This window comes from Candidatus Erwinia haradaeae, assembly GCF_900698965.1.
Classification (GTDB): Bacteria; Pseudomonadota; Gammaproteobacteria; order Enterobacterales; family Enterobacteriaceae; genus Erwinia_E; species Erwinia_E haradaeae_A.
Genome location: NZ_LR217725.1, coordinates 815,083 through 837,372, shown reverse-complemented (window position 1 = coordinate 837,372; position 22,290 = coordinate 815,083). Strand labels below are relative to the sequence as shown.

Below are 22,290 nucleotides of genomic sequence, written 5' to 3'. Positions count from 1 at the left end.
ATAGTAAACTTTAAAGAGGTTCGTTCCAAGAGATTAGATATTTATGTCTTAACCGTAGACAATAGTAATCTCCTTGATTGGATGACATAGTGATATATATCATATATCACTATGTCATGAGTGTCATTGGTGTCATTAGTAGAATACTACCTGTGTTTTCGGTGCAGACTTCAAAGACTGACATATACTTTTACCTATTAAATTAAAGAGAACAATAAAAACCATTTCAACTCACGCATCAACAATCTAAACATCAGACAAGACAAGATAAGATAAGACAAGGTTTATTATGTATGACGCTCTTTTGATAATTTATTTAGTTATCGCTATTAGTTTAGTGAGCCTGATATTGATACAGCAAAGTCATGGACACGCTATGTGGTCATCATTTGATGCCGGTGCATCACATACTCTATTTGGTTCTCATGGATCAAATAATTTCATTACACGTCGAATAATTCCGATTTTAGCAGTATTATTTTTTTTTCTTAGTTTAATTTTTGGTAATATTAATAGCCGAAAGACTCGAACAACAGATCAATTTATAGGTTTCCCTAAATCAGAGGCCTCTCCGTTAGTAAATGGACCAGTAAAAAAGAATGTTGTTAAGAGTTGACGTTTTAGATAGTTAGCCCGTTCTCTCAGCAGGAAAACGCATTACATTTCAAATATAAAATGTATTGCATCAATATCATTGAATTGCCGTGGTGGTGGAACTGGTAGACACGCTACCTTGAGGTGGTAGTGCCCGTATGGGCTTACGGGTTCAAGTCCCGTCCTCGGTACCAAGTTAAAGTTTTACTTGCTAATTTTTCACGGGAATGCTTATAATAAACAGCGGGGTGGAGCAGTTTGGTAGCTCGTCGGGCTCATAACCCGAAGGTCGTCGGTTCAAATCCGACTCCCGCAACCATTTTCACATCAGTGCTTCGAGAGACAGCATCTGAAATATATTACATATGTCACTCTACCTTAGAATAAGGTCGTTGACGGTGTAGATGCATTATTCACGGGTTTCAAGTAACGGGTTACAAGCGTTGTAATTGCAAAAACCCCGAAATTTTTCGGGGTTTTTTTATTAGAAAGCAGAATAATGGGGCAGGGTGCCCCTTTTTTATATCTATGCCATATACTACATTTGATTTTAACGTCCTACATCAATCATAAGCAGTTAGAAATGGCCATTCCTTGACGCATAGAGCTGGGTTTTCAGATAAGAGTAGCTATTTTTAAGCGTGCTACGCGTGCTACGATTAAAGGAATGCATCTTCCTTTAAAGAACAAACGTAACTATTGTTTGGTACACCTTTGGTACACCATTGATGATTCTTTGATGGATTGTATGATGCCTGTATTTTTACAACATTAGATATATAGTAAGAGCTAAAGTAAGAGCTAAAATTTAGTAAAAATTGTATTTAAAAGCGATGAGTAACGCCTCGATATTGGAAATACATAATGTAGTTGTTAAAGGGTAACATAATGACTGTTACTATACTATAGAGTACAAACAGTATGCGAATTGAGTAATATCTAGAAAAAGAACGTGGTTGTCCACCTTTTAAAGTCCAGATTGAGGCATACTTAAGATGAACAAAGAAATCTTAGCTGTTGTAGAAGCTGTCTCCAATGAAAAGTCGCTTCCACGTGAGAAAATTTTCGAAGCGCTAGAGAGTGCGCTTGCAACAGCTACCAAAAAAAAATATGAAAAGGATATTGATGTACGTGTCAGTATCGATAGAAGAAGTGGCTCTTTTAAAACTTTCCGTCGCTGGTTAATTGTTGAACAAGTTATGCAGCCCACCTGTGAAATTACATTAGCAGCAGCACGCTATGATAATGCGTCTCTTTCTGTCGGTGGATTTGTTGAAGAACAAATCGCATCTGTTACTTTTGATCGTATTACAACTCAGACCGCTAAACAAGTTATTGTTCAAAAAGTGCGTGAAGCTGAACGTGCAATGATTCTTGACAAATTTCGAAAAAAAGAAGGTAAAATTATTACGAGCACGGTCAAAAAAGTTACTCGCGATCATATTTTACTGGAGGTTCGTTTAAATAATGGTTCGAACACTGTTGCTGAAGCATTAGCTCTTCGCGAAGATATGTTACCTCGAGAGAATTTTCGCGTCGGTGATCGTATGCGCGGGGTTTTGTATGCTATTCGCCCTGAGGCGCGGGGTACTCAATTATTTATTAGTCGCTCTAGACCTGAGATGCTTATTGAGCTCTTTCGTATTGAAGTACCGGAGATCGCTGAAGAAGTGTTGGAAATTAAAGCTGCAGTTCGAGACCCGGGTTCTCGGGCTAAGATTGCTGTAAAAACTAATGATAAGCGCATCGATCCTGTAGGTGCCTGTGTAGGTATGCGCGGTGCACGTGTACAGGCAGTGTCTAGTGAACTAGGTGGTGAACGTATTGATATCATACTTTGGGATGATAATCCTGCACAGTTTGTGATTAATGCGATGGCCCCCGCAGATGTCTCGTCAATTGTGGTAGATGAAGATAGTCATACCATGGACATCGCTGTAGAAGCTGAAAATTTAGCCCAGGCAATTGGTCGGAATGGGCAAAATGTACGGTTAGCTTCACAGCTTAGTGGATGGGGTCTGAATGTTATGAAAATGGAGGACTTACAAGCTAAACATCAAGCTGAAGAGCATGCTGCCATTGATGTCTTTACTAAGCATCTCAATATTGATGCAACCTTTGCCACTGCTTTGGTAGAAGAAGGGTTCTCTTCTTTAGAGGAATTTGCTTATGTACCAATTAATGAAATCCTAGCAATGAATGGTCTAGATGCAAGTTACGTAGAAGAATTGCGAAGCCGAGCGAAAGATGTATTGACTACCCTCGCACTTGCCAGAACAGAGGGCCGTGAGATCGCACAACCCTCTGAGGATTTGCTTAACCTCACTGGATTAGATCGGGAGACAGCATTTAAGCTAGCAGCAAAGGGGGTATGCAGTCTGGAAGATCTTGCCGAACAGGGTGTAGATGATCTCTCAGATATTGATGGATTAACTGATACATTTCGCGCGGGTGAACTAATTATGGCTGCACGCAATATATGTTGGTTCGACTCTGACGGGTAATCAACTGTAGCAGGAAGGGACAGAATGACAATAGATGTAACTATAAAATCGTTAGCAGCAGAGATTCAAATGCCAATAGAACGCCTAGTTCAGAAATTTTCTGATGCGGGGATGAAAAAGTCTACGCACGACTCTGTGAGTCAGCGTGAAAAAGAAATGCTACTTTCTTATCTAAATCACGACTATGATGCTAGATCTAGTAAATTAACTTTACAGCGTAAGACGCGAAGCACTTTAAATATTCTTGGCACCGGAGGTAAAAGTAAGTCGGTACATATTGAAGTACGTAAAAAACGCACATATACAAAGAGTATTCTGTCTTCGTCTGAACGAGGAGAAACCATTGCCTGCACTAAACAGGAAGATACAGTCGCACAGGAAAAGCGTATCCTAACAGAGTTAGGAAATAATCAGCCTAAAGTTACAGTTCAATCTAATGTGCAAAAACATACACAACGTCCAGATATTATTTTAGCAAAATCTGAAAAATCTAATAAATCTAAATCTCAAATGATCGATAAAGATCAAGGCCGCACACAAGAACCTGATGATGGATTACGTGTTTCTCAGTCTGAGAAAGCTCGTCGCGAAGCACAATCTGCCGAATTGAAACGCAAGTCTGAGGAAGAAGCGCATCGTAAGATCGAGAAAGCTGCCAAGAAAGTAGCGGAAGCGGCACGTCAAATGGCAGAAGAGAAAGGTGAAGAATGGACGTCAGTAATAAAAGATATTGAAGATGCTACAGATTACCATCTGACTACTTCAACACATGCGCGTGCAGCCGAAGATGAAAATGACGCTCAAGTTGAAGGTGATCGTCGTAGCCGCACTATAAGAACAAGCAAGGGTCATGTGCGCAAAAAAGGCAACAAGCACGCAGAAGCCAAAACTGATCGCGAAGAAGCACGTGCACAAATACGTGGTGGAAAGTTTGGAAAGCGCAAAACGAGTTTGTTACATCAGAGTTTTAATAAACCGGTTCAGATTATTAATCGAGATGTTATTATTGGTGAAACTATTACTGTAGCAGAATTAGCTAACAAAATGGCTGTGAAGGGTTCTCAAGTAATTAAAGCTATGATGAAATTGGGCGCTATGGCAACAATTAATCAGGTTATTGATCAGGATACTGCACAATTAGTAGCAGAGGATATGGGTCATAAAGTTACATTACGTTGTGAAAATGCGCTAGAAGCTGCCTTAATGAGTGATCGTGACACTAATGTTATACGTAAAGCCCGGGCACCAGTTGTGACTATTATGGGTCATGTAGATCACGGTAAAACTTCATTACTAGATTATATTCGGTCTACTAAAGTAGCGCGAGGTGAGGCGGGTGGTATTACTCAGCATATTGGTGCGTATCACGTCGAAACTACAAATGGTATGATAACGTTTTTGGATACACCAGGTCATGCAGCATTTACTGCTATGAGGGCGCGTGGTGCGGAAATTACAGATATTGTGATTCTAGTGGTGGCTGCGGACGATGGTGTTATGCCCCAGACTGCCGAGGCAATTCAGCATGCGCAAGCAGCCAGCGTACCTGTTTTAGTTGCAGTAAATAAATGTGATAAGGCGGAAGCTGATCCAGAGCGCGTTAAAAAAGAATTAACACAATATGGAGTTATCCCGGAGGAGTGGGGAGGTGATAATATTTTTATCAATGTTTCTGCTAAACTTGGTACTGGCATTGATGACCTTTTAAAAGCTATCTTACTACAAGCGGAAGTTTTAGAACTCACTGCAGCACATGAAGGCATGGCAGGTGGTGTAGTTATTGAGTCCTTTTTAGATAAAGGACGAGGTCCAGTAGCGACGATTCTAGTAAGAGAAGGCACACTTAAGAAAGGTGACATTGTTCTGTGTGGTTTGGAGTATGGGCGAATTCGTGGTATGCGGGATGAGATTGGTAGAGAAGTGTTAAGAGCAGGGCCATCTATTCCAGTTGCGATTCTTGGTATGTCTGGTGTACCGGTTTCTGGTGATACAGCAACAGTAGTACGTGACGAAAAGAAGGCACGTGAAGTGGCACTGTATCGACAGGGTAAATTCCGTGAAGTAAAACTAGCTCGACAACAGAAAGTAAAGCTAGAAAAGATGTTTTCTGACATTTCAGAAGGCAAGACATCTGAAATGAATATTGTATTAAAGGCCGACGTGCAGGGTTCAGTCGAAGCAATTTCAGAATCTTTAGTGAAACTGTCTAGTAAAGAAGTACAAGTAAAGATTATTGGTTCTGGTGTGGGCGGCATTACTGAAACTGATGCTACACTGGCAGCTGCATCTAGTGCGATTTTAGTAGGTTTTAATGTTCGCGCTGACGCGACAGCACGGCGAATAGTTGATGAGGAAAACTTAGATCTGCGTTACTATTCTGTAATCTATCACCTCATTGATGAAGTAAAACTAGCTATGAGCGGTATGCTAAGGCCTGAGTATAAACAGCAGATTATAGGTTTAGCAGAGGTACGTAATGTATTCAAATCCCCTCGATTTAGCGCTATTGCTGGTTGCATGGTCACGGAAGGAATTATTAAGCGTCATAATCCAATCCGTGTTTTGCGTAATAATATAGTAATTTATGAAGGTGAGCTAGAATCTTTACGTCGCTTCAAAGAGGATGTTAGTGAAGTTCGTAATGGCATAGAATGTGGTATTGGTGTAAAAAATTATAATGATGTACATATCGGTGATACGATTGAAGTGTTTGAAATTCTTGAGATTCAGCGAACTATCGCTGAATAACTCAATAATTGATAAGATACTAAAGATATGCCAGATATTAGAATGTATAGCAGCATAAAATCGGCGTTCTGATTAAGATTAATATTAAACATTAATAGAATCGCGTATAACTCAGCGAAGTATATAGAGATTTACCAATGGCAAAAGAATTTGATCGACTGAAACGCATTTCTCAAGAGATTAAACGAGAGATCGCAATTATTCTTCAGTCTAAAATAAGAGATCCACGGTTAGACAGAATGATTACTGTATCTAGTGTGAACGTGTCTCGCGATTTAGCATATGCAAAGGTATTTGTGACATTTCTTCAGGATAAAAATAAAGTAGAAATAGCATTTAATTTACAAATTTTATCTGGGGCTGCTAGTCATATACGTACTTTATTGAGTCAAGCAATAAATATTAGAATGACCCCTAAGCTTAGTTTTTACCATGATGATTCCCTATTAACAGGCATGCGTATTGCTAAATTAGTTACTAATGTCACTCAAGGTGATAAAGGGAATCAACTGTTAGAAGAACAAGCATTGGTACTAGGCTCATTGCAATCATGAGCGATTCTTATGATCCGCGTCGTAATGTTCATGGAGTTCTGCTTTTAGATAAACCTTACGGCATCTCCTCAAACCAGGCTGTGCAACAAGTTAAGCGCATATATAATGCGAAGCGGGCAGGACACACTGGCTCACTGGATCCAATAGCAACAGGTATGCTGCCTATCTGTTTAGGTGAGTCCACTAAGTTTGCACAATATTTATTGAATGCAGATAAACATTATCGTGTGATTGCCCGACTCGGGCAAAGGACTGATACAGCAGATGTAAGTGGTGTGCTATTAAGCGAACGTCCAGTGACGTTTAATGCTAATATGCTTGAGGAGGTTCTAGATAGTTTTTGTGGAGACACAGAGCAAATTCCACCCATGTACTCAGCGATAAAATATAAGGGACGTAAATTATACGAGTATGCACGTGCAGGAGTGCATGTTCCAGGTAAATCACGCAAGATTTCGGTGAGTATGCTACAATGTATACGCTATGAGGGAAATGAATTAGAGCTAGATCTGCGTGTATCAAAAGGAACATACATTCGAACTATCATCGATGACCTTGGTGAAAAACTAGGCTGTGGTGCACATGTGTGCTATTTACGTCGCTTACAGGTTTCTAATTATCTTACGACCCAGATGATTACTATGCAGTCTCTTAAGGCTATACTTAATGACAAAAAAGATATCGACTCTAGATCACAAAACCTTCTTGATTCTCTGTTGATGCCTATGGATAGTCCGATCGCTCATTATCCATCGGTTAATTTGTCAAGTATTATGGCTCGATATTTGAAAAATGGTTGCTTAGTATCATTAGTGAATGCTCCAGCCAATGGCTTAGTTCGCGTAACTGAAGGAGTGGAGTCTAATTTTGTTGGAATAGCAGAGATTATCAATAATAGTCTATTGGTACCACGTAGGCTCTTATCTAGATCTTCTTCTTAGATAGTGTATGCAATATTAAGAGATAATCGGAAGCGTTGTATAACATGTACACTTTGTTAAAGTTATTAACAATGCTGACTATGTCTATTTGCGTTTTTTTGCTAACATGCAAGGTTAAGGGCGTGTTGCTGTGATCTGATTAGAGTTGTTACCTTTAACTAAAGATGAAGTGATTATTCCATACTACAATCATTCTAAAACAATCATAAATGTTTATATATTAATTTTATCATGCTAAATGTTCTCACATAATCTATTTTAGTTAATGTATTTTGATATAATGTATTAGAAGTTAGAGTCCTTGTATAGATTTTAGAAAAATTGGAGTTATTTTATGTCTCTAAACACTAGAATGAAAGCACAAATTATTTCTGATTTTGGTCGTCATTCTCATGATAGTGGCGCAACAGAAGTGCAAATTGCACTTCTGACTTCCCAGATTAACCATTTACAGGGTCATTTCTCTCAGCATAAGAAAGATCATCATAGTCGTCGAGGTTTGCTGCGTATGGTATCAAAGCGTCGCAAGTTGCTAGATTATCTCAAACGTCAAAAGATTTCTCGTTATACTCGATTGATTGATATCCTAGGTTTACGACGCTAGTTATAGCGTTGTCTGATCATATTCATGAGTCTCTCAGGAGACTGACTTATTTCTTGAAGCGCTAGAAGAGTGAGAGATAGATGATATCTTTATCATTTAGTATCACTGTAGTGAATGATGATCTTTTGATAAGAGATAAGAAAAAAACTTTATAGTCTAATGACTGTTTTAGTTGAAGCTATTGATATGTTTATATCAAAAAGTGATATAATATTCTATGCAAGTCGACCTAGTCATAATAGGTACTATACCCAAGACTTAATATTAAGGAACTAATTTTGCTTATCCCGATTGTACAAAAATTTCAATATGGTAAAAATATAATTTCTATTGAAACTGGAATGATGGCGCGTCAGGCTACTGCAGCTGTAATGATTAGCATGGACGACACGACGGTATTCGTCACGGTAGTTGGAGAAAAAATAGCAAAATCAGGTCAAAACTTTTTTCCCCTGACTGTAAACTACCAAGAGCGTACTTATTCTGCTGGTCGCATACCTGGTAGTTTTTTTAGGCGTGAAGGGCGTCCAAGTGAAAATGAAATGCTCACCTCACGTTTAATTGATCGTCCAATTCGACCGTTGTTTCCAGCGGGATTTTTTAACGAAGTTCAGGTGATTGCTACCGTAGTCTCTATCAATCCCCAAGTGAACCCAGATATTGTTGCGATGATTGGTGCTTCTGCCGCTTTAGCCTTATCCGGTTTGCCCTTTAACGGACCAATTGGTGCTGCACGTGTTGGTTATCTTAATAATCAGTACGTTTTAAACCCAACCAGTGATGAGTTAAAAGAAAGTACGCTAGATTTAGTAGTTTCTGGCACTAAAAGAGCAGTCTTAATGGTTGAATCTGAAGCTGCGTTATTAAACGAAGATCAAATTTTGGACGCCATAGCATTTGGACATGATCAACAACAGGTCGTAATTGAAAATATTAATTCTTTAGTCGCTTTAGCAGGAAAACCGAAGTGGGATTGGAACCCAGAAATTCTTAATGATACATTGCGTGTTTGTATAGATAAGTTAGCTACATCTCGTTTAAGTGAGGCTTACCATATCACTCAAAAGCAGGAGCGATATATTCAGATAAACCGGATTAAATCTGAAGTAAGTGCAGAAATATTAGCAGACAATCCAGACTTAGATCTTTATGGAGTTAATGCTTATCTATACTCTTTAGAAAGAAATATCGTGCGTAATCGTATTCTGCGTGGCGAACCGCGAATTGATGGTCGCGCAAAAGACATGATTCGTGCTTTAGATATACGTACGGGTATACTGCCGCGTACTCATGGGTCAGCATTATTCACTCGTGGTGAAACTCAAGCATTGGTCACCGCTACACTAGGGACTGCGCGTGATGCGCAAAACCTGGATGAATTGATGGGGGAACGTACTGACAATTTCTTGTTCCACTATAATTTTCCTCCATACTCTGTTGGTGAAATCGGCACTGTCGGTTCACCTAAACGGCGTGAAATTGGGCATGGTCGTTTAGCTAAACGCGGTGTTCTTTCGGTAATGCCAAAAGGAGATTCTTTTCCTTATACAGTACGCGTAGTTTCTGAAATCACCGAATCAAATGGTTCATCTTCTATGGCATCTGTTTGTGGTGCATCCTTAGCATTAATGGATGCTGGTGTACCTATTCAGTCTGCAGTAGCCGGTATCGCTATGGGTTTGGTAAAAGATGATCTCAATTTTGTAGTCCTCTCTGATATTCTAGGTGATGAAGATTACTTAGGTGATATGGATTTCAAAGTAGCAGGCAGCAGAGAGGGAATTAGTGCACTTCAGATGGATATAAAAATTGAAGGGATTACGCGTGAAATTATGAACGTTGCTCTCGCTCAGGCCAAGGGTGCGCGTTTACACATTCTTAGCGTTATGGATCAGGCGCTTAGTAAGCCTCGTGATAACTTATCACAGTTTGCGCCTCGCATGCATAGCATGCAGATCAGTATTGATAAAATAAAAGATTTGATCGGTAAAGGGGGCTCAGTAATTCGGGCACTAACCGAGGAAACGGGAACTAGCATTGAAATTAACGATAATGGTGGAATCAAAATCGCAGCCAATAATGATGAAAAAGCGCAATACGCTATTCGTCGTATTGAGGAGATCACTGCAGAAATTATAGTGGGTCGTATTTATAATGGGAAGGTGACACGTGTTGTTGATTTTGGTGCCTTCGTTGCGATTAGTAGCAGTAAAGAAGGTTTAGTGCATATCTCTCAGATAGCTGATAAACGTATTGAAAAAGTCACTGACTATGTGAAAGTTGGTCAGGAGATTCCAGTAAAAGTATTAGAAATTGATAGACAGGGTCGTGTGCGTTTAAGTATAAAAGACGCTATACAGTAAACATTATCATAGATAATCCTATAGAATCATAAACTTTGTCATAAAGACACAGTCTATTTATTTTGATAGTATTTCACCAATGTTCTCTGTTCATGATTCTATCGATAACATATCATGAAATATGTTTATTTCTTTCTGAAGAGATTATAGATATTTGCAGGATGTCTCTGATTGTATCAGGTGATGATACGAATAGCAAAGCATAAGGTCTAGCACGTGTGCAGCTCCTGCCTAGTATAGGCATTTAGTTGCACCTATGGTAATGATGTGGAGGTAGAGGTAGTAAAATAGTGTACTGATATTGTATGGTGTATTAAGCTTAGATATGATATAGATATAGCATAAAATGCATAGATATAGCATAAAAATGCTATTTTATGACATGTATTGAGAATCGATGATAAAAGTTTTTCTCGAAACACTGTGTGTGTATCATGATGTATACATACTAATTTCTTCTAAGTGAACAGAAGGTTCAGGAGATTCTTGCTGAGATTTTCAAGGTAAACACTGAACAAGAAATAATTATTTATATTTAACTATAAATCGATTTCCGCATTTTTTTGAAAAGCTACTAGTCGAGTCAAAATCAATCTAAATAAAATAGAGAAGTATATTCAATATTCTAAATATCTCAATTATACCACACTGTATTAAAATAAAATAAGTCACCCTAAAATGGAAGAAATAGAAGGATTTTTAAGAAATAGTATTTATCTTTAGAATCTAATCATTGGATTAATATCTAATTACTTATCAGATAACAATTAATCTAGCAGATACTGCCTTAGAGAGACATAAGAGACTTTTATTAGATAGTAATAACAAGAGTAACCTGATATTAAGTTATTCATGTCTCTAAATTTTGCATAATAAGTATTTTATAAATGAGGTTTTTAGTTTATTCAAACCATTAACTTGAGCCGGTTCACACTTTTTAATGAAAATAACTAATAATTTTCACGACGAGTTATGTAGACTGGCCGATGAAAGCTAAGAGGCATATGTACTACATGACGAATCCCCATACTACTTTTTCTTCCCTAGGTCTAAAAGAAGACCTTTTAAAGTCTTTAAACAGCATGGGTTATATTAAACCATCTCCTATTCAAGCTGAATGTATTCCTCATCTCTTAGCCGGAAGAGATGTACTAGGTATGGCGCAGACTGGTAGTGGGAAAACTGCAGCATTTGCATTACCACTAATACATAACATTAATTCAACTATAAAAGTTCCTCAAATCTTAGTATTGGCACCTACTCGTGAGCTAGCCATGCAAGTCTCCGAAGCTATAGCGGCATTCTCTAAAAATATGAGAGGTGTTCATACCGTAGCGCTTTATGGGGGGCAACGTTATGACATTCAGTTACGCGCCCTTCGTCAGGGTCCGCAAGTTGTAGTCGGCACACCAGGTCGTTTACTAGACCATCTGAAACGTGGCACATTAAGTCTATCTCATTTGCGTGGATTAGTATTAGATGAGGCTGATGAAATGCTTCGCATGGGTTTTATTGAAGATGTAGAAACGATTATGTCTCAGATTCCAGATACTCATCAGACTGCATTGTTTTCTGCTACAATGCCAGAAGCGATTCGCCGTATTACTAAACGTTTTATGAAAAATCCACAAGAAATACGTATTCAATCGAATATTACCACAAGGCCAGATATTCATCAGAGCTATTGGCCTGTCTATGGTCGAAAAACAGATGCGCTGACCCGTTTTTTAGAAGCTGAAGATTTTGATGCTGTAATTATTTTTGTACGTACTAAAAATGCAACATTAGAAGTTTCTGAAGCGCTTGAACGCAGTGGCTATAATAGTGCTGCGCTAAATGGTGATATGAATCAAGCGCTACGTGAGCAAACACTGGAACGCTTAAAAGACGGTCGCTTAGATATTTTAATTGCCACTGATGTTGCCGCACGTGGTTTAGATGTTGAACGTATTAGCTTTGTAATTAACTATGACATTCCAATGGATGTAGAGTCTTATGTGCATCGTATTGGGCGCACCGGTCGTGCAGGTCGTAGAGGACGAGCTCTTCTCTTTGTAGAGTCTCGTGAGCGTCGCTTGTTACGTAATATTGAACGTAATATGAAGTTGCATATTCCTGAAGTTGAGCTCCCAAATACGCAAATCTTATCTCAGCGTCGTTTAGCTAGCTTTTCCGAAAAAGTAAAAAAACAACTAGCCGATGGTGATCTAGAAGAATATCGAGCTTTGCTATTTAAAATACAACCTAAAGATACAAGAGACATAGAAACCTTGGCTGCAGCACTATTAAAAATGGCGCAAGGTGAACGACCACTTATTGTTCCTGTGGATCCACCGCAACAGCGTATGCGTCGAGAGCATCGAGACATTAATGAACGGCGCGTTGATCGTTTAGATCGTGGTGTGCGTTCTTTAGAACACTCCAGTCGTTTTCGTAAAGAAAATAGTAATATACGATTATATCGTATTGACTTAGGTCGTGATAACGGCATAGAAGTGCGTCATATTGTTGGTGCAATGGTGAATGAAGGTAATATTAGCAGTCGTGAGATTGGTCATATTAAACTATTTAGTACATATTCAACTATTGAGCTACCAAAAGATATCTCACATACAATTCTTCAGAATATCGCTAGAACACATATTCTTAATAAACCAATGAATATAAAACTCATTGGTGATATACAACCGCGTTATATAAGTCGTAATAAGGATCGTATCCATGAGCGTAGCTCTGGTACTGTTTCTTCGTGTATCGGATTAAGCACGCCTTCTGATAAAGGAGGTAATCGCTATACTACTGAGCGCAAAAGTGAGCGTCGTTTTGGTAATGCTAACGATGGCAAGTATATATCACGTCGTCGTGATAATGTATAAATGATGTACTAGGGTTGAAACTCAGGCGATGATAACTTAATCGCCTGAAAGGTATATCTAGTAGGTATACAAATTACTAGCGAGAGTTAATATAATCAATCGCAGCCTGAACAGTAGTAATTTTTTCAGCTGCCTCATCTGGGATCTCAGTATCAAATTCTTCTTCTAGAGCCATTACTAGTTCTACAGTATCTAGAGAATCTGCACCTAAATCTTCTACAAAAGAGGCAACGTTAATAACTTCCTCCTGTTTAACTCCGAGCTGCTCGCTAATAATTTTTTTAACGCGTTCTTCTATAGTGCTCATATAGTGTTATTTCCTATCACAACTCGCTTGCGCGATGGTTGTTGTAGTGTATAAAATGCTCAAAAAGATGCAACTAAATTTCAGTAAGTTACGAAATCATTTTATATATATTATGTATAATAATGATACATTATCATGATTGCACGGTTAGATCATCAACATTCCACCATTAACGTGTAGTGTCTCTCCAGTAATATACGCGGCTTCGTCAGACGCTAAAAATGCAACGGCATGAGCAATTTCCTCTGCCAGTCCAAGACGACCCACAGGAACTTGTGACATCAGATCCGCCCGCTTTTTCTCACTTAAAGAGCGTGTCATTTCAGTATCAATAAAACCTGGAGACACAACATTAACTGTCACACCACGAGAGGCTATTTCTCTAGCTAGGGATTTACTAAATCCAATGATTCCTGATTTTGCCGCTGCATAATTTGCTTGACCGATATTACCCATGGTGCCAACTATAGAACCAATAGTAATAATGCGTCCTGTGCGTTTCTTAATCATGGCTCTCATGACTGCTTTTGATAAGCGAAATATAGAGGTGAGATTGGTGTTTAAAACATCATACCATTCATCATCTTTCATTCGCATGATTAAATTGTCGCGTATAATTCCTGCGTTATTGACTAATATATCAACTTCACCAAAATCACTGCGAATTTTTTCTAAAACATTCTCAATAGAAGATGCAATCTTTACATTCAATAGTAAACCTTTACCGTGATCACCTAAGTAGTTGCTAATGGTATCTGCACCATACTGACTGGTTGCAGTCCCAAGAACTTTAGCACCATGAGCAGCTAGTGTTTCTGTAATAGCACGTCCAATGCCTCGACTGGCACCAGTAACCATTGCAATCTTGCCTTCGAAATTCATATTATTTTCCTCGTGACTTTTGTAACGCTGCGATGAGGCTATCTTGGTCATTGACTGATATTGATTTCAAAGTTGGTATGATGCGCTTTGTTAGGCCGCTGAGAGTTTTTCCTGGACCGATCTCTAACAATAAAGTAAGGTCTTGTTTCGCAATAAACTCTATACTTTCCGTCCAGCGTACCGGGTTGTATAATTGACGGATTAAAGCTTTTTTTATTGCGTTTGGGGAGGTTTTAATCATAACGTCAACATTATTTACTACTCGATACATTGGTGTCTGGAAATGTATTTGGTCAAGTATAATCGCAAGTTTCTCTGCTGCGGATTTCATCAGGGAACAGTGCGATGGTACGCTTACTGGCAGTGTTAGTATAATTTTTGCCCCCGCAAGCTTACAGGCGATCCCTGCACGTTCTACGGCAGCTTTATGACCAGCAATAACTACTTGATGAGGCGAATTATAATTCACTAAGGATACAATCTGATCATGCGCAGACTCTCGACAAGCTCTAGCTATTGCTGTAGCCTCTAGACCGATAATTACTTGCATGGCACCTGAATTTTCAGGGTACAGCTTCTTGCATGAATTTTCCACGTAGATCTACTAGTTTAATGGCTTCAGTAAATGAAAGAGCTCCTGCACAAACTAAAGCACTGTATTCACCTAAGCTATGCCCTGCTAGTATTGTTGGCATATCTGTGCTTTTGTCTTGCCAAATACGAAAAATAGATACAGATGCCGCTAATATGGCTGCTTGAGTTCTCCAAGTTTGATTTAATAATTGCGTCGGACCTTTTTGTACCAATTTCCACAAATCGTATGCAAGAACATCCGAAGCTTCTGCAAAAGTTTGCTCAACTCTATTATACGCTGTAGCTAAATTAGTTAACATACCTATTTTTTGCGCTCCCTGGCCTGGGAAAAGCATTGCAAATCTCATGATTTTTCCTATTAATTACTGTTGTAATAACTAGAAACGAACTAAAGCTGACCCCCAAGTAAATCCACTACCAAAGGCTTCAAGAAGCAGTAATTGACCGCGTTGAATACGATTATCACGTACTGCTGCATCAAGTGCGGAAGGGACAGAGGCTGCAGAAGTATTACCATGACGGTAAAGAGTAATAATAATTTTAGCCATATCTAACCCTAACTTTCGAGCAGTGGCGCTAATAATGCGCAGGTTCGCTTGATGTGGAACCAGCCAGTCAATATCGGCACAAACAAGATTGTTTACTGCTAGGGTTTCTTCAACGATATGTGCTAGTTTATTTACAGCTATTTTAAAAACCTCATGTCCAGCCATATTAATATAAGAAGGATGCTGTAGCTTCTCGCGGTCCTGGTGCGGTAAAGTTAATAAAGAGCCATATTGTCCATCTGCATGAAGATGTGTGGAAATAATCCCTTGTTCTTTGCTTGGACCTAAAACTACCGCACCAGCGCCATCTCCAAATAAAATTAGTGTTCCACGATCGTGAGGATCTAACATACGAGATAGAATGTCAGAGCCAATTACTAATGCATATTTTATAGAACGATTTTTAATATACTGATCTGCCACACTTAGTGCATAGGTAAAACCAGAACAAGCCGCAGAGAGATCAAAAGATGCTGCATCATTAATTTCTAGCATCTTTTGAATCATGCACGCCGAACTTGGAAAAGCATGACTAGAAGATGTAGTGGCCACGATAATTAGATTAATATCAGTTTTGTTAATACCAGACATTTCTAAAGCGTTAAGTGCTGCCTGAAAACCCATTGTTGCTACATTTTCTTTGCGGTGTGCAATACGTCTCTCACAGATACCAGTACGAGATCTAATCCATTCGTCTGATGTATCTACCATTTTTTCCAGATCGGCATTCGTTCGTATCTGCTTGGGTAGATAGCTACCTGTGCCGATAATCTTTGTATACATGTACTTTAGTCACTCTTTGGTAATGAGATAGCTTGTAGATGTCTAGAGCATCTTTTTTAAAAAGGTTTTCTTCTAAACAGCCTGGTATTCTGCTGAATAGCTGAGATTAATGTATTGTAATTTGTGGAAACATAGTGTTAAATTATTTTGTTCTAAAAGTCTAACAAGCAGGCGTTATTCTCATAATCAGGATTAGTATGTTTGAATTGTATCACGAAATATTTATTGTCTACTCTGTCAAGTAAGCGTTGACAATAGTATTTCTGTGTCCTATATGCAGTCTTGTTCATTTCAGTAGAGACACCCTCTCCTAGCAGCACTAGCTATAGCTTTACCATAACGTTTTCTGCAAAATTATTATAAATTCGCACATCTATTTTACCAGTAAGGAGATGAGTAGTTTGTATACCTCATAGAATGCTTTCTATAGATTTTTAGTTTTTCGTATAGATAAAAAATCCTGAGTAGATCTTAATCTTTTATTTTATATTGTGCCAATATAGATTAACCCTATGCGAGGACTCTTAATAGCTATAGTTTCTTGTGTTACTAATGGAACCATGATGTAGTATTGTACTAGAACAGTAATCTCTAAATTAATCGTATGTTCTATATCTGGAACTGTAGTTTCCTTTGCGTTGGGGTAGAAAATAGTCGTGATTATCGATTGATCAATAGTGTGCAAAGGTTTTAATAAACAATCTTGCTAACCTAATCGTTGTGCTAGTATCGCCAGTACTTAAACATGCGTATGATGTTCCCTTTTGACTCTTTTCGCACGTGAGTCGCATAGAGCGATGATTATACGTTGGAGTAAGCTATATAGGATAAGCATTTCTCTGAACGCCTAATTGATTAGGCATAATGTATAGGCGTTTCGTAACATAGAGCCTGTATTAAACAGTAATCATGGGACTCATCTGGGATTATCTACTAAAAGAATACTCTAATCTAGATTAGATACCAGGGATTTTATTGATACGGGTAATATCATGCTGGAGTCACAATCTTTACCCTTAGCATCTATCGTTCAGGTTAAATTTTTTAAGATATCCCAAAACTTAGCACTCATTAAAGATAAACTTTTTTCCGCAGTAATAACCATCGGCAGTGACATGATGGCGACGATGAGTTTCATTAGATGCTTTATCTACGGAAAGTGTAGGCTTAGCTAAGGCATCATGAGAACGACGCATACCTCGTTTAGAACGAGTAGGTTTATTTTTTTGTACAGCCATTCATCTTTCCTCTTTATAATATACGTGCGGCTATAAATATATGATCGGTCGGTGGTATTGTCTGTTTTGATATGGCGTAAAAATAAAATTTTTATCCATATACATTTTTTGATATTTTCTCTATCAAGTAGAGATAGGACTACAGAGATAGGGCTAGCATAAGTAAAATTTTTATCACCTAATCACTGATATTTCACTTTTGACTGACATAACATTATCGGTCCTACCGGACCGATAATGTTATGTATTATATATTATTAATGCTAAACTAGAGCAGGTAATACCCAAAACATATCAATTTCCTTTAGTGGTGTAATCTTTACACTGTAAAGATTTTAGCGTGATCTATAATTAGGCAATTAAAACACTACATATAATTCAAGTCTTAATATGTAAGATGATAACTCTGATTTTAGATATCTTCACAGGTCGGCGGTATTTTTGTGCTTCCTTTCAAGAATGAGGTAGTATGTTGATTATCTATATTTGAGTTGCTTCTATTAGGTTTGTCCTCAATTTACTCACAACTCCTGATGTATCGAGAAGATACAACCATTTATATTATTATAGTTAGAGTTATAGAATGCAATCTATAATATGCTCTAGTAATATATTATATAATATATGATTATTAAAAGAGACTCTAGCAATTTTGCTAGTGATTTTTTATAAACTTACTAAGTGTTTTATATGCATTATCTATGATAATTCTATGTAGAATTATCATAGATAATGAGAATTGTGATGCGTTATTAACACATAATGCTCTTGATATGTATAGAAAATTATATATATATCGATATATATATCAAGGTATGGCCCTCTATCTACTGATGATACCATCTGTTTTATCTGGTATAGAAATTGATGTATCAAATTCTATATGCATTTTTTTATATATACTGTTATTACACTGAAATTATATTTACATAACAACCCCGTTATGGTCGTGATTATATGCTTATGTGTTTTGATTACGGCAGGATAGTTTAACAATTAAAATTTCAATATAACATATATCAAGAGTATTTTATATACTTGCAATAAGGAATTGGTAAAATCTTAATTCCTTGTTACTAAATGCTTTAGTAGAAAAGCTCCTGTGTGTGTTATAGAAAAGACGCGTTAGTCCAACCCATTAGCTGTTTCCGACTGTTAATTCATATTACTAACCAGATACCTGTAGACATTATATTTTGTGTGCTTCTTGCAGAAATTGGAGACCGCTAATGAAAGCACTATTGTTAATAACAGTAGAAACAATATAATGTCATTATACAGTATATTAACATCTTCTGTGTTTAATCAACGCTCTTAGTTTATGAAATTATTTCATCTGTATAGTAATAACATTGTAAGATGACATAGGGTTTTAAACTGTAAGTGCTATGTGTAAGTAACTAAGTACAAAGATGAAGGTAATTGCATAGCACGTAATATATATCGGCGTGATTGATGAGAGTTTTTGTATAAGCAAACATCATACTTCAGATAACACTAGGTCATATTACACAAGATATGCAGAAGATTGTGATCTTATACATCAGGATATAGATTAAGAGATATGTATATCCAATATAAGTATATGCATCTATCTCAGAAATATTCAGATTATAAGAATTTTTTGTGGGTAATATTTTTTGAGTGAACGCTGATGGTATCTCTATTAGATTTATAATACGCTGATTCTATAGTATACGTGTATAGAATTGTCTTCTATACACGCGCTATAATTGTCTGAATATATAGCTTCTTATTTACATCAATATACCGTTATCTATAAAATAGATAAGTTGCTTACTTTAGTAATGTTGACACGTTCTTTATGAAACACCCAAGACATAACAATGCGTAAATGTTTTTCTAGGTATAGATTGGCGCATCTTGCAAGATATACGTTTTTAGGAAGGTGAGCTAACAGGACTTAACCAAGAATTTCATAAAAACTGTAGTTTATGTTAAATCAACTGAACCAGCGGACTCTTGGTACACTTTATTGAGCCTAAAGTGAATTTTGCTGTTTTGAGGTATCAGTTAATATCACCCGCAGCGTGTCAGCTGCATGACATTGAGATACTGTTTTTTGAATGCCATTATATAAGTCTTTAATTATACATTGATGATGTTTGATTTCATCTTCACCTAACGCTAAAGCAATACGCGCACCTAATTTGTTTGCTCTAGTAAATTGTGTGCTAAAACTGCCGCCACCAAAATTAGTCATTATTTTAAATTCCGGTAGTTTATTTCGGAGATACTCAGAAAAAAGGAGCATAGCATTTTCTGTACCTTGACCCAAATAGATCAGGTAGATATCAACATTTTGTTGGTGTTCTAATAGGGGAGAAACTAAACGAACAAGCAATACCAGGCGTTCTAGTCCAATAGCGCAACCAACTGCAGGAATATCACCTCCACCCAAGAGTTTGACCAAATGATCATATCGTCCTCCTGAGCATACTGCGCCTTGAGCACCAAGGCTATTGGTAATCCACTCAAACACCGTGTTATTATAGTAGTCCAAGCCACGCACAAGACGCTGATTGATACGATAAGAAACACCAGAAAGATCTAGTAAGCGACACAGCTCAGTAAAGTGTTCTCGTGATTTATTATCTAGATAATCCCCAAGCGGTGGTGCATTGTCAAATAATGCTTTTATAGAAGGGTTTTTACTGTCCAATAATCGCATTGGATTAGAATGCATACGGCGTTTAGAGTCGTGATCTAGTATTGAAATATGCTTTTCAAGTATATTAACTAGTGCATGATGATATTTTTTTCGCGCTTCTATTGAACCTATAGAGTTTAGTTCCAAGTGAACATGATTAGCTATACCCAGTAATCGCCAGCACCGAGCAGTCATGAGAATCAGTTCTGCATCAATATTTGGGCCTTTGAGTCCAAATACCTCAGAGCCAATTTGGTAAAATTGTCTATATCGGCCTTTTTGTGGACGTTCATAGCGGAACATGGGTCCCATATACCATAGACGTTGTTCTTGATTATGCAGAAGGCCATGTTCAATACCTGCACGTACACAGCCGGCGGTCCCCTCTGGGCGCAGGGTTATGCTGTTACTATGACGATCATTAAAGTTGTACATTTCTTTATTAATAATATCAGTATCTTCACCAATAGCGCGTTTAAACAAAGGCGTATATTCGATAATTGGAGTGCGAATTTCACTAAAACCGTAGTTTAAAAGTACCTTTTTAAGAACTTTTTCTACATACTGATAGAGAGAGATGTCACCTGGTAGCACATCATTCATGCCACGAATAGCTTGTATTGTTTTCGTCACTACATGTATTCTCTTAAAATGAAAAAACTTAAATAAAATCAGTTTATCTAACTAAGATCTACCATATATATGGTTCCTATTTTGACCATTTACTTTTAATTATTACTCTTAAAAACAAAAAACGTTTTAATTTTAGCGATTTATGATAGTTTTTATATCAATTCGACGGGTAGCACTGATTGTACACGATTTACGTCGAATGTATGCCTCAAGTTGATCAATAATAATCTGATTATCTAGACGCTCACGTAATTGAATGCCATCCTCATAGAGACTGCTGCTTTTTTTTCTACCAGATACTGCTATATCTGCCAGTTTAGCTTCACCAGGGCCATTCACCATGCATCCTATAATAGCAACATTCATTGGTGTTAAAATGTCTGATAAGCGCTCTTCTAGGGTATTTACTACGCTAATTACGTCAAATTCTTGGCGTGAACAAGTTGGACATGCAATAAAATTAATACCTCGTGATCGAATATGTAAAGACTTTAGGATATCAAAGCCAACTTTAACTTCCTCTAGCGGGTTAGCTGCTAGAGAAATACGTAGTGTATCACCAATACCTTCTAATAAAAGCGATCCAACAGCAATTGCTGACTTTACTGCTCCAGCCCGTGCGCCACCAGACTCTGTGATACCTATATGTAGCGGTTGCTCAATTTGTTGCGCTAAGAGACGATATGACTCCATAGCGATAAAAATATCAGATGCTTTTACACTAACTTTAAATGTATTAAAGTTTAACTTATCTAAATAATCAATCTGACGCAAAGCAGAGTCTAATAATGCTTTCGGCGTTGGTTCTTTATACTTTTGTTGTAGATCTTTTTCTAATGACCCACTGTTTATTCCGATTCTGATAGGAATATCATGATATCGCGCGCATTCAACAACAGAACGAATACGTGATTTATTGCCAATATTACCTGGATTAATACGAAGGCAATCTACACCATATTCAGCAACTTTTAAAGCAATCCGATAGTCAAAATGAATATCTGCTACTATTGGTACATTGACTTGTTTTTTGATTGAACGAATAGCCTCTGCAGACTCTATGGTAGGTACTGAGATTCTCACAATATCGACACCGATACGCTCTAGAGCTTTAATCTGACTAACAGTTTCTGCAATATCCGTTGTACAGGTATTTGTCATAGATTGAATAGTAATGGGGGCATTGTCACCCACAGGGACTGTGCCAACATAAATACGTGTTGACTTACGACGTGTAATTTGTTGGACATGAGACATGGTTCCTCCGTAGTTACTTCTCACTTGAGAAAGATCTGTTTTAATGTGATCACCATTAGACAGAAACCTTATCTCATATAGTTGATATTGCTTAATAACTTCGATGCCAATAATGACTAGAGAGGTTTAGCGTCTTTAATGGACGGATGCTGAAAATTAAATAAAGACAGAGTATGGTTTACTGAAATTCTAA

General features: G+C 37.6%; 14 protein-coding genes, 2 tRNA genes and 2 pseudogenes. 11 read left to right on the top strand and 7 right to left on the bottom strand.

The annotated features are described in order from the left end of the window. Positions 1-289: 289 nt before the first annotated feature. The 11 genes and pseudogenes from secG to CIPSTX3056_RS02575 all read left to right on the top strand — a co-directional run. Positions 290-526, top strand: a pseudogene (secG, locus tag CIPSTX3056_RS02625) (preprotein translocase subunit SecG); the annotation flags it as partial. A gap of 175 nt (positions 527-701) precedes the next feature. Then, positions 702-788, top strand: a tRNA-Leu gene (locus tag CIPSTX3056_RS02620). A gap of 48 nt (positions 789-836) precedes the next feature. Continuing rightward, positions 837-913 (top strand) — tRNA-Met (locus CIPSTX3056_RS02615). A gap of 676 nt (positions 914-1,589) precedes the next feature. Next, entirely contained in the window at positions 1,590-3,098 is a 1,509-nt protein-coding gene (gene nusA / locus CIPSTX3056_RS02610) for a transcription termination factor NusA (protein WP_072666382.1), read from the top strand. A gap of 24 nt (positions 3,099-3,122) precedes the next feature. Beyond that, positions 3,123-5,846 (top strand): translation initiation factor IF-2, encoded by a 2,724-nt coding sequence (gene infB, locus CIPSTX3056_RS02605; RefSeq protein WP_072666381.1) that lies wholly within the window; start codon positions 3,123-3,125, stop codon positions 5,844-5,846. A gap of 137 nt (positions 5,847-5,983) precedes the next feature. Beyond that, positions 5,984-6,400, top strand: coding sequence for a 30S ribosome-binding factor RbfA (gene rbfA / locus CIPSTX3056_RS02600; protein ID WP_072666380.1), 417 nt, complete (start codon positions 5,984-5,986; stop codon positions 6,398-6,400). Continuing rightward, the gene (gene truB, locus CIPSTX3056_RS02595) at positions 6,397-7,341 is read left to right on the top strand and encodes a tRNA pseudouridine(55) synthase TruB (protein ID WP_072666379.1); all 945 of its coding nucleotides are present in this window, start codon (positions 6,397-6,399) and stop codon (positions 7,339-7,341) included. Before rbfA ends, truB begins: the two co-directional genes overlap by 4 nt. 334 nt (positions 7,342-7,675) lie before the next feature. After that, entirely contained in the window at positions 7,676-7,945 is a 270-nt protein-coding gene (gene rpsO, locus CIPSTX3056_RS02590; RefSeq protein ID WP_072666378.1) for a 30S ribosomal protein S15, read from the top strand. 278 nt (positions 7,946-8,223) lie between these two features. After that, positions 8,224-10,308: a polyribonucleotide nucleotidyltransferase gene (pnp, locus tag CIPSTX3056_RS02585; RefSeq protein ID WP_072666377.1), complete on the top strand. Its 2,085-nt coding sequence runs from the start codon at positions 8,224-8,226 to the stop codon at positions 10,306-10,308. A 940-nt stretch (positions 10,309-11,248) separates the two neighbouring features. After that, complete coding sequence (gene yrbN / locus CIPSTX3056_RS03490; protein WP_125918809.1) at positions 11,249-11,305, top strand: protein YrbN; 57 nt, start codon at positions 11,249-11,251, stop codon at positions 11,303-11,305. A gap of 16 nt (positions 11,306-11,321) precedes the next feature. Further along, the gene (locus CIPSTX3056_RS02575) at positions 11,322-13,184 is read left to right on the top strand and encodes a DEAD/DEAH family ATP-dependent RNA helicase (RefSeq protein ID WP_072666376.1); all 1,863 of its coding nucleotides are present in this window, start codon (positions 11,322-11,324) and stop codon (positions 13,182-13,184) included. A 76-nt stretch (positions 13,185-13,260) separates the two neighbouring features. On the opposite strand, the gene acpP is transcribed toward CIPSTX3056_RS02575, so the two are convergent. The 7 genes and pseudogenes from acpP to ispG form a co-directional block, all read right to left on the bottom strand. Beyond that, positions 13,261-13,491 carry an acyl carrier protein gene (gene acpP, locus CIPSTX3056_RS02570; RefSeq protein WP_072666375.1) on the bottom strand — a complete coding sequence of 77 codons (231 nt, stop codon included), beginning with the start codon at positions 13,489-13,491 and terminating at the stop codon, positions 13,261-13,263. Between the two features lie 147 nt (positions 13,492-13,638). Continuing rightward, positions 13,639-14,373, bottom strand: a complete 735-nt coding sequence (gene fabG / locus CIPSTX3056_RS02565; protein ID WP_072666374.1) for a 3-oxoacyl-ACP reductase FabG — start codon at positions 14,371-14,373, stop codon at positions 13,639-13,641. A gap of 1 nt (position 14,374) precedes the next feature. Continuing rightward, positions 14,375-15,317 (bottom strand): annotated as a pseudogene (gene fabD / locus CIPSTX3056_RS02560) (ACP S-malonyltransferase). Between the two features lie 27 nt (positions 15,318-15,344). Further along, positions 15,345-16,298 (bottom strand): beta-ketoacyl-ACP synthase III, encoded by a 954-nt coding sequence (locus tag CIPSTX3056_RS02555; RefSeq protein ID WP_072666373.1) that lies wholly within the window; start codon positions 16,296-16,298, stop codon positions 15,345-15,347. Between the two features lie 1,061 nt (positions 16,299-17,359). Beyond that, the gene (rpmF, locus tag CIPSTX3056_RS02550) at positions 17,360-17,536 is read right to left on the bottom strand and encodes a 50S ribosomal protein L32 (RefSeq protein WP_072666372.1); all 177 of its coding nucleotides are present in this window, start codon (positions 17,534-17,536) and stop codon (positions 17,360-17,362) included. A gap of 2,002 nt (positions 17,537-19,538) precedes the next feature. Then, the gene (gene hisS, locus CIPSTX3056_RS02545; RefSeq protein WP_072666371.1) at positions 19,539-20,840 is read right to left on the bottom strand and encodes a histidine--tRNA ligase; all 1,302 of its coding nucleotides are present in this window, start codon (positions 20,838-20,840) and stop codon (positions 19,539-19,541) included. Between the two features lie 132 nt (positions 20,841-20,972). Then, complete coding sequence (gene ispG, locus CIPSTX3056_RS02540) at positions 20,973-22,097, bottom strand: flavodoxin-dependent (E)-4-hydroxy-3-methylbut-2-enyl-diphosphate synthase (protein ID WP_072666370.1); 1,125 nt, start codon at positions 22,095-22,097, stop codon at positions 20,973-20,975. Positions 22,098-22,290 lie beyond the last annotated feature (193 nt).

Excerpts from the sequence above, each read along its gene's own strand:
- nusA (WP_072666382.1), top strand. The coding sequence starts at position 1,590 with ATGAACAAAGAAATCTTAGCTGTTGTAGAAGCTGTCTCCAATGAAAAG.
- rpsO (WP_072666378.1), top strand. The coding sequence starts at position 7,676 with ATGTCTCTAAACACTAGAATGAAAGCACAAATTATTTCTGATTTTGGT.
- truB (WP_072666379.1), top strand. The coding sequence starts at position 6,397 with ATGAGCGATTCTTATGATCCGCGTCGTAATGTTCATGGAGTTCTGCTT.
- acpP (WP_072666375.1), bottom strand. The coding sequence starts at position 13,491 with ATGAGCACTATAGAAGAACGCGTTAAAAAAATTATTAGCGAGCAGCTC.
- fabG (WP_072666374.1), bottom strand. The coding sequence starts at position 14,373 with ATGAATTTCGAAGGCAAGATTGCAATGGTTACTGGTGCCAGTCGAGGC.
- CIPSTX3056_RS02555 (WP_072666373.1), bottom strand. The coding sequence starts at position 16,298 with ATGTATACAAAGATTATCGGCACAGGTAGCTATCTACCCAAGCAGATA.
- rpmF (WP_072666372.1), bottom strand. The coding sequence starts at position 17,536 with ATGGCTGTACAAAAAAATAAACCTACTCGTTCTAAACGAGGTATGCGT.
- rbfA (WP_072666380.1), top strand. The coding sequence starts at position 5,984 with ATGGCAAAAGAATTTGATCGACTGAAACGCATTTCTCAAGAGATTAAA.
- ispG (WP_072666370.1), bottom strand. The coding sequence starts at position 22,097 with ATGTCTCATGTCCAACAAATTACACGTCGTAAGTCAACACGTATTTAT.
- CIPSTX3056_RS02575 (WP_072666376.1), top strand. The coding sequence starts at position 11,322 with ATGACGAATCCCCATACTACTTTTTCTTCCCTAGGTCTAAAAGAAGAC.
- infB (WP_072666381.1), top strand. The coding sequence starts at position 3,123 with ATGACAATAGATGTAACTATAAAATCGTTAGCAGCAGAGATTCAAATG.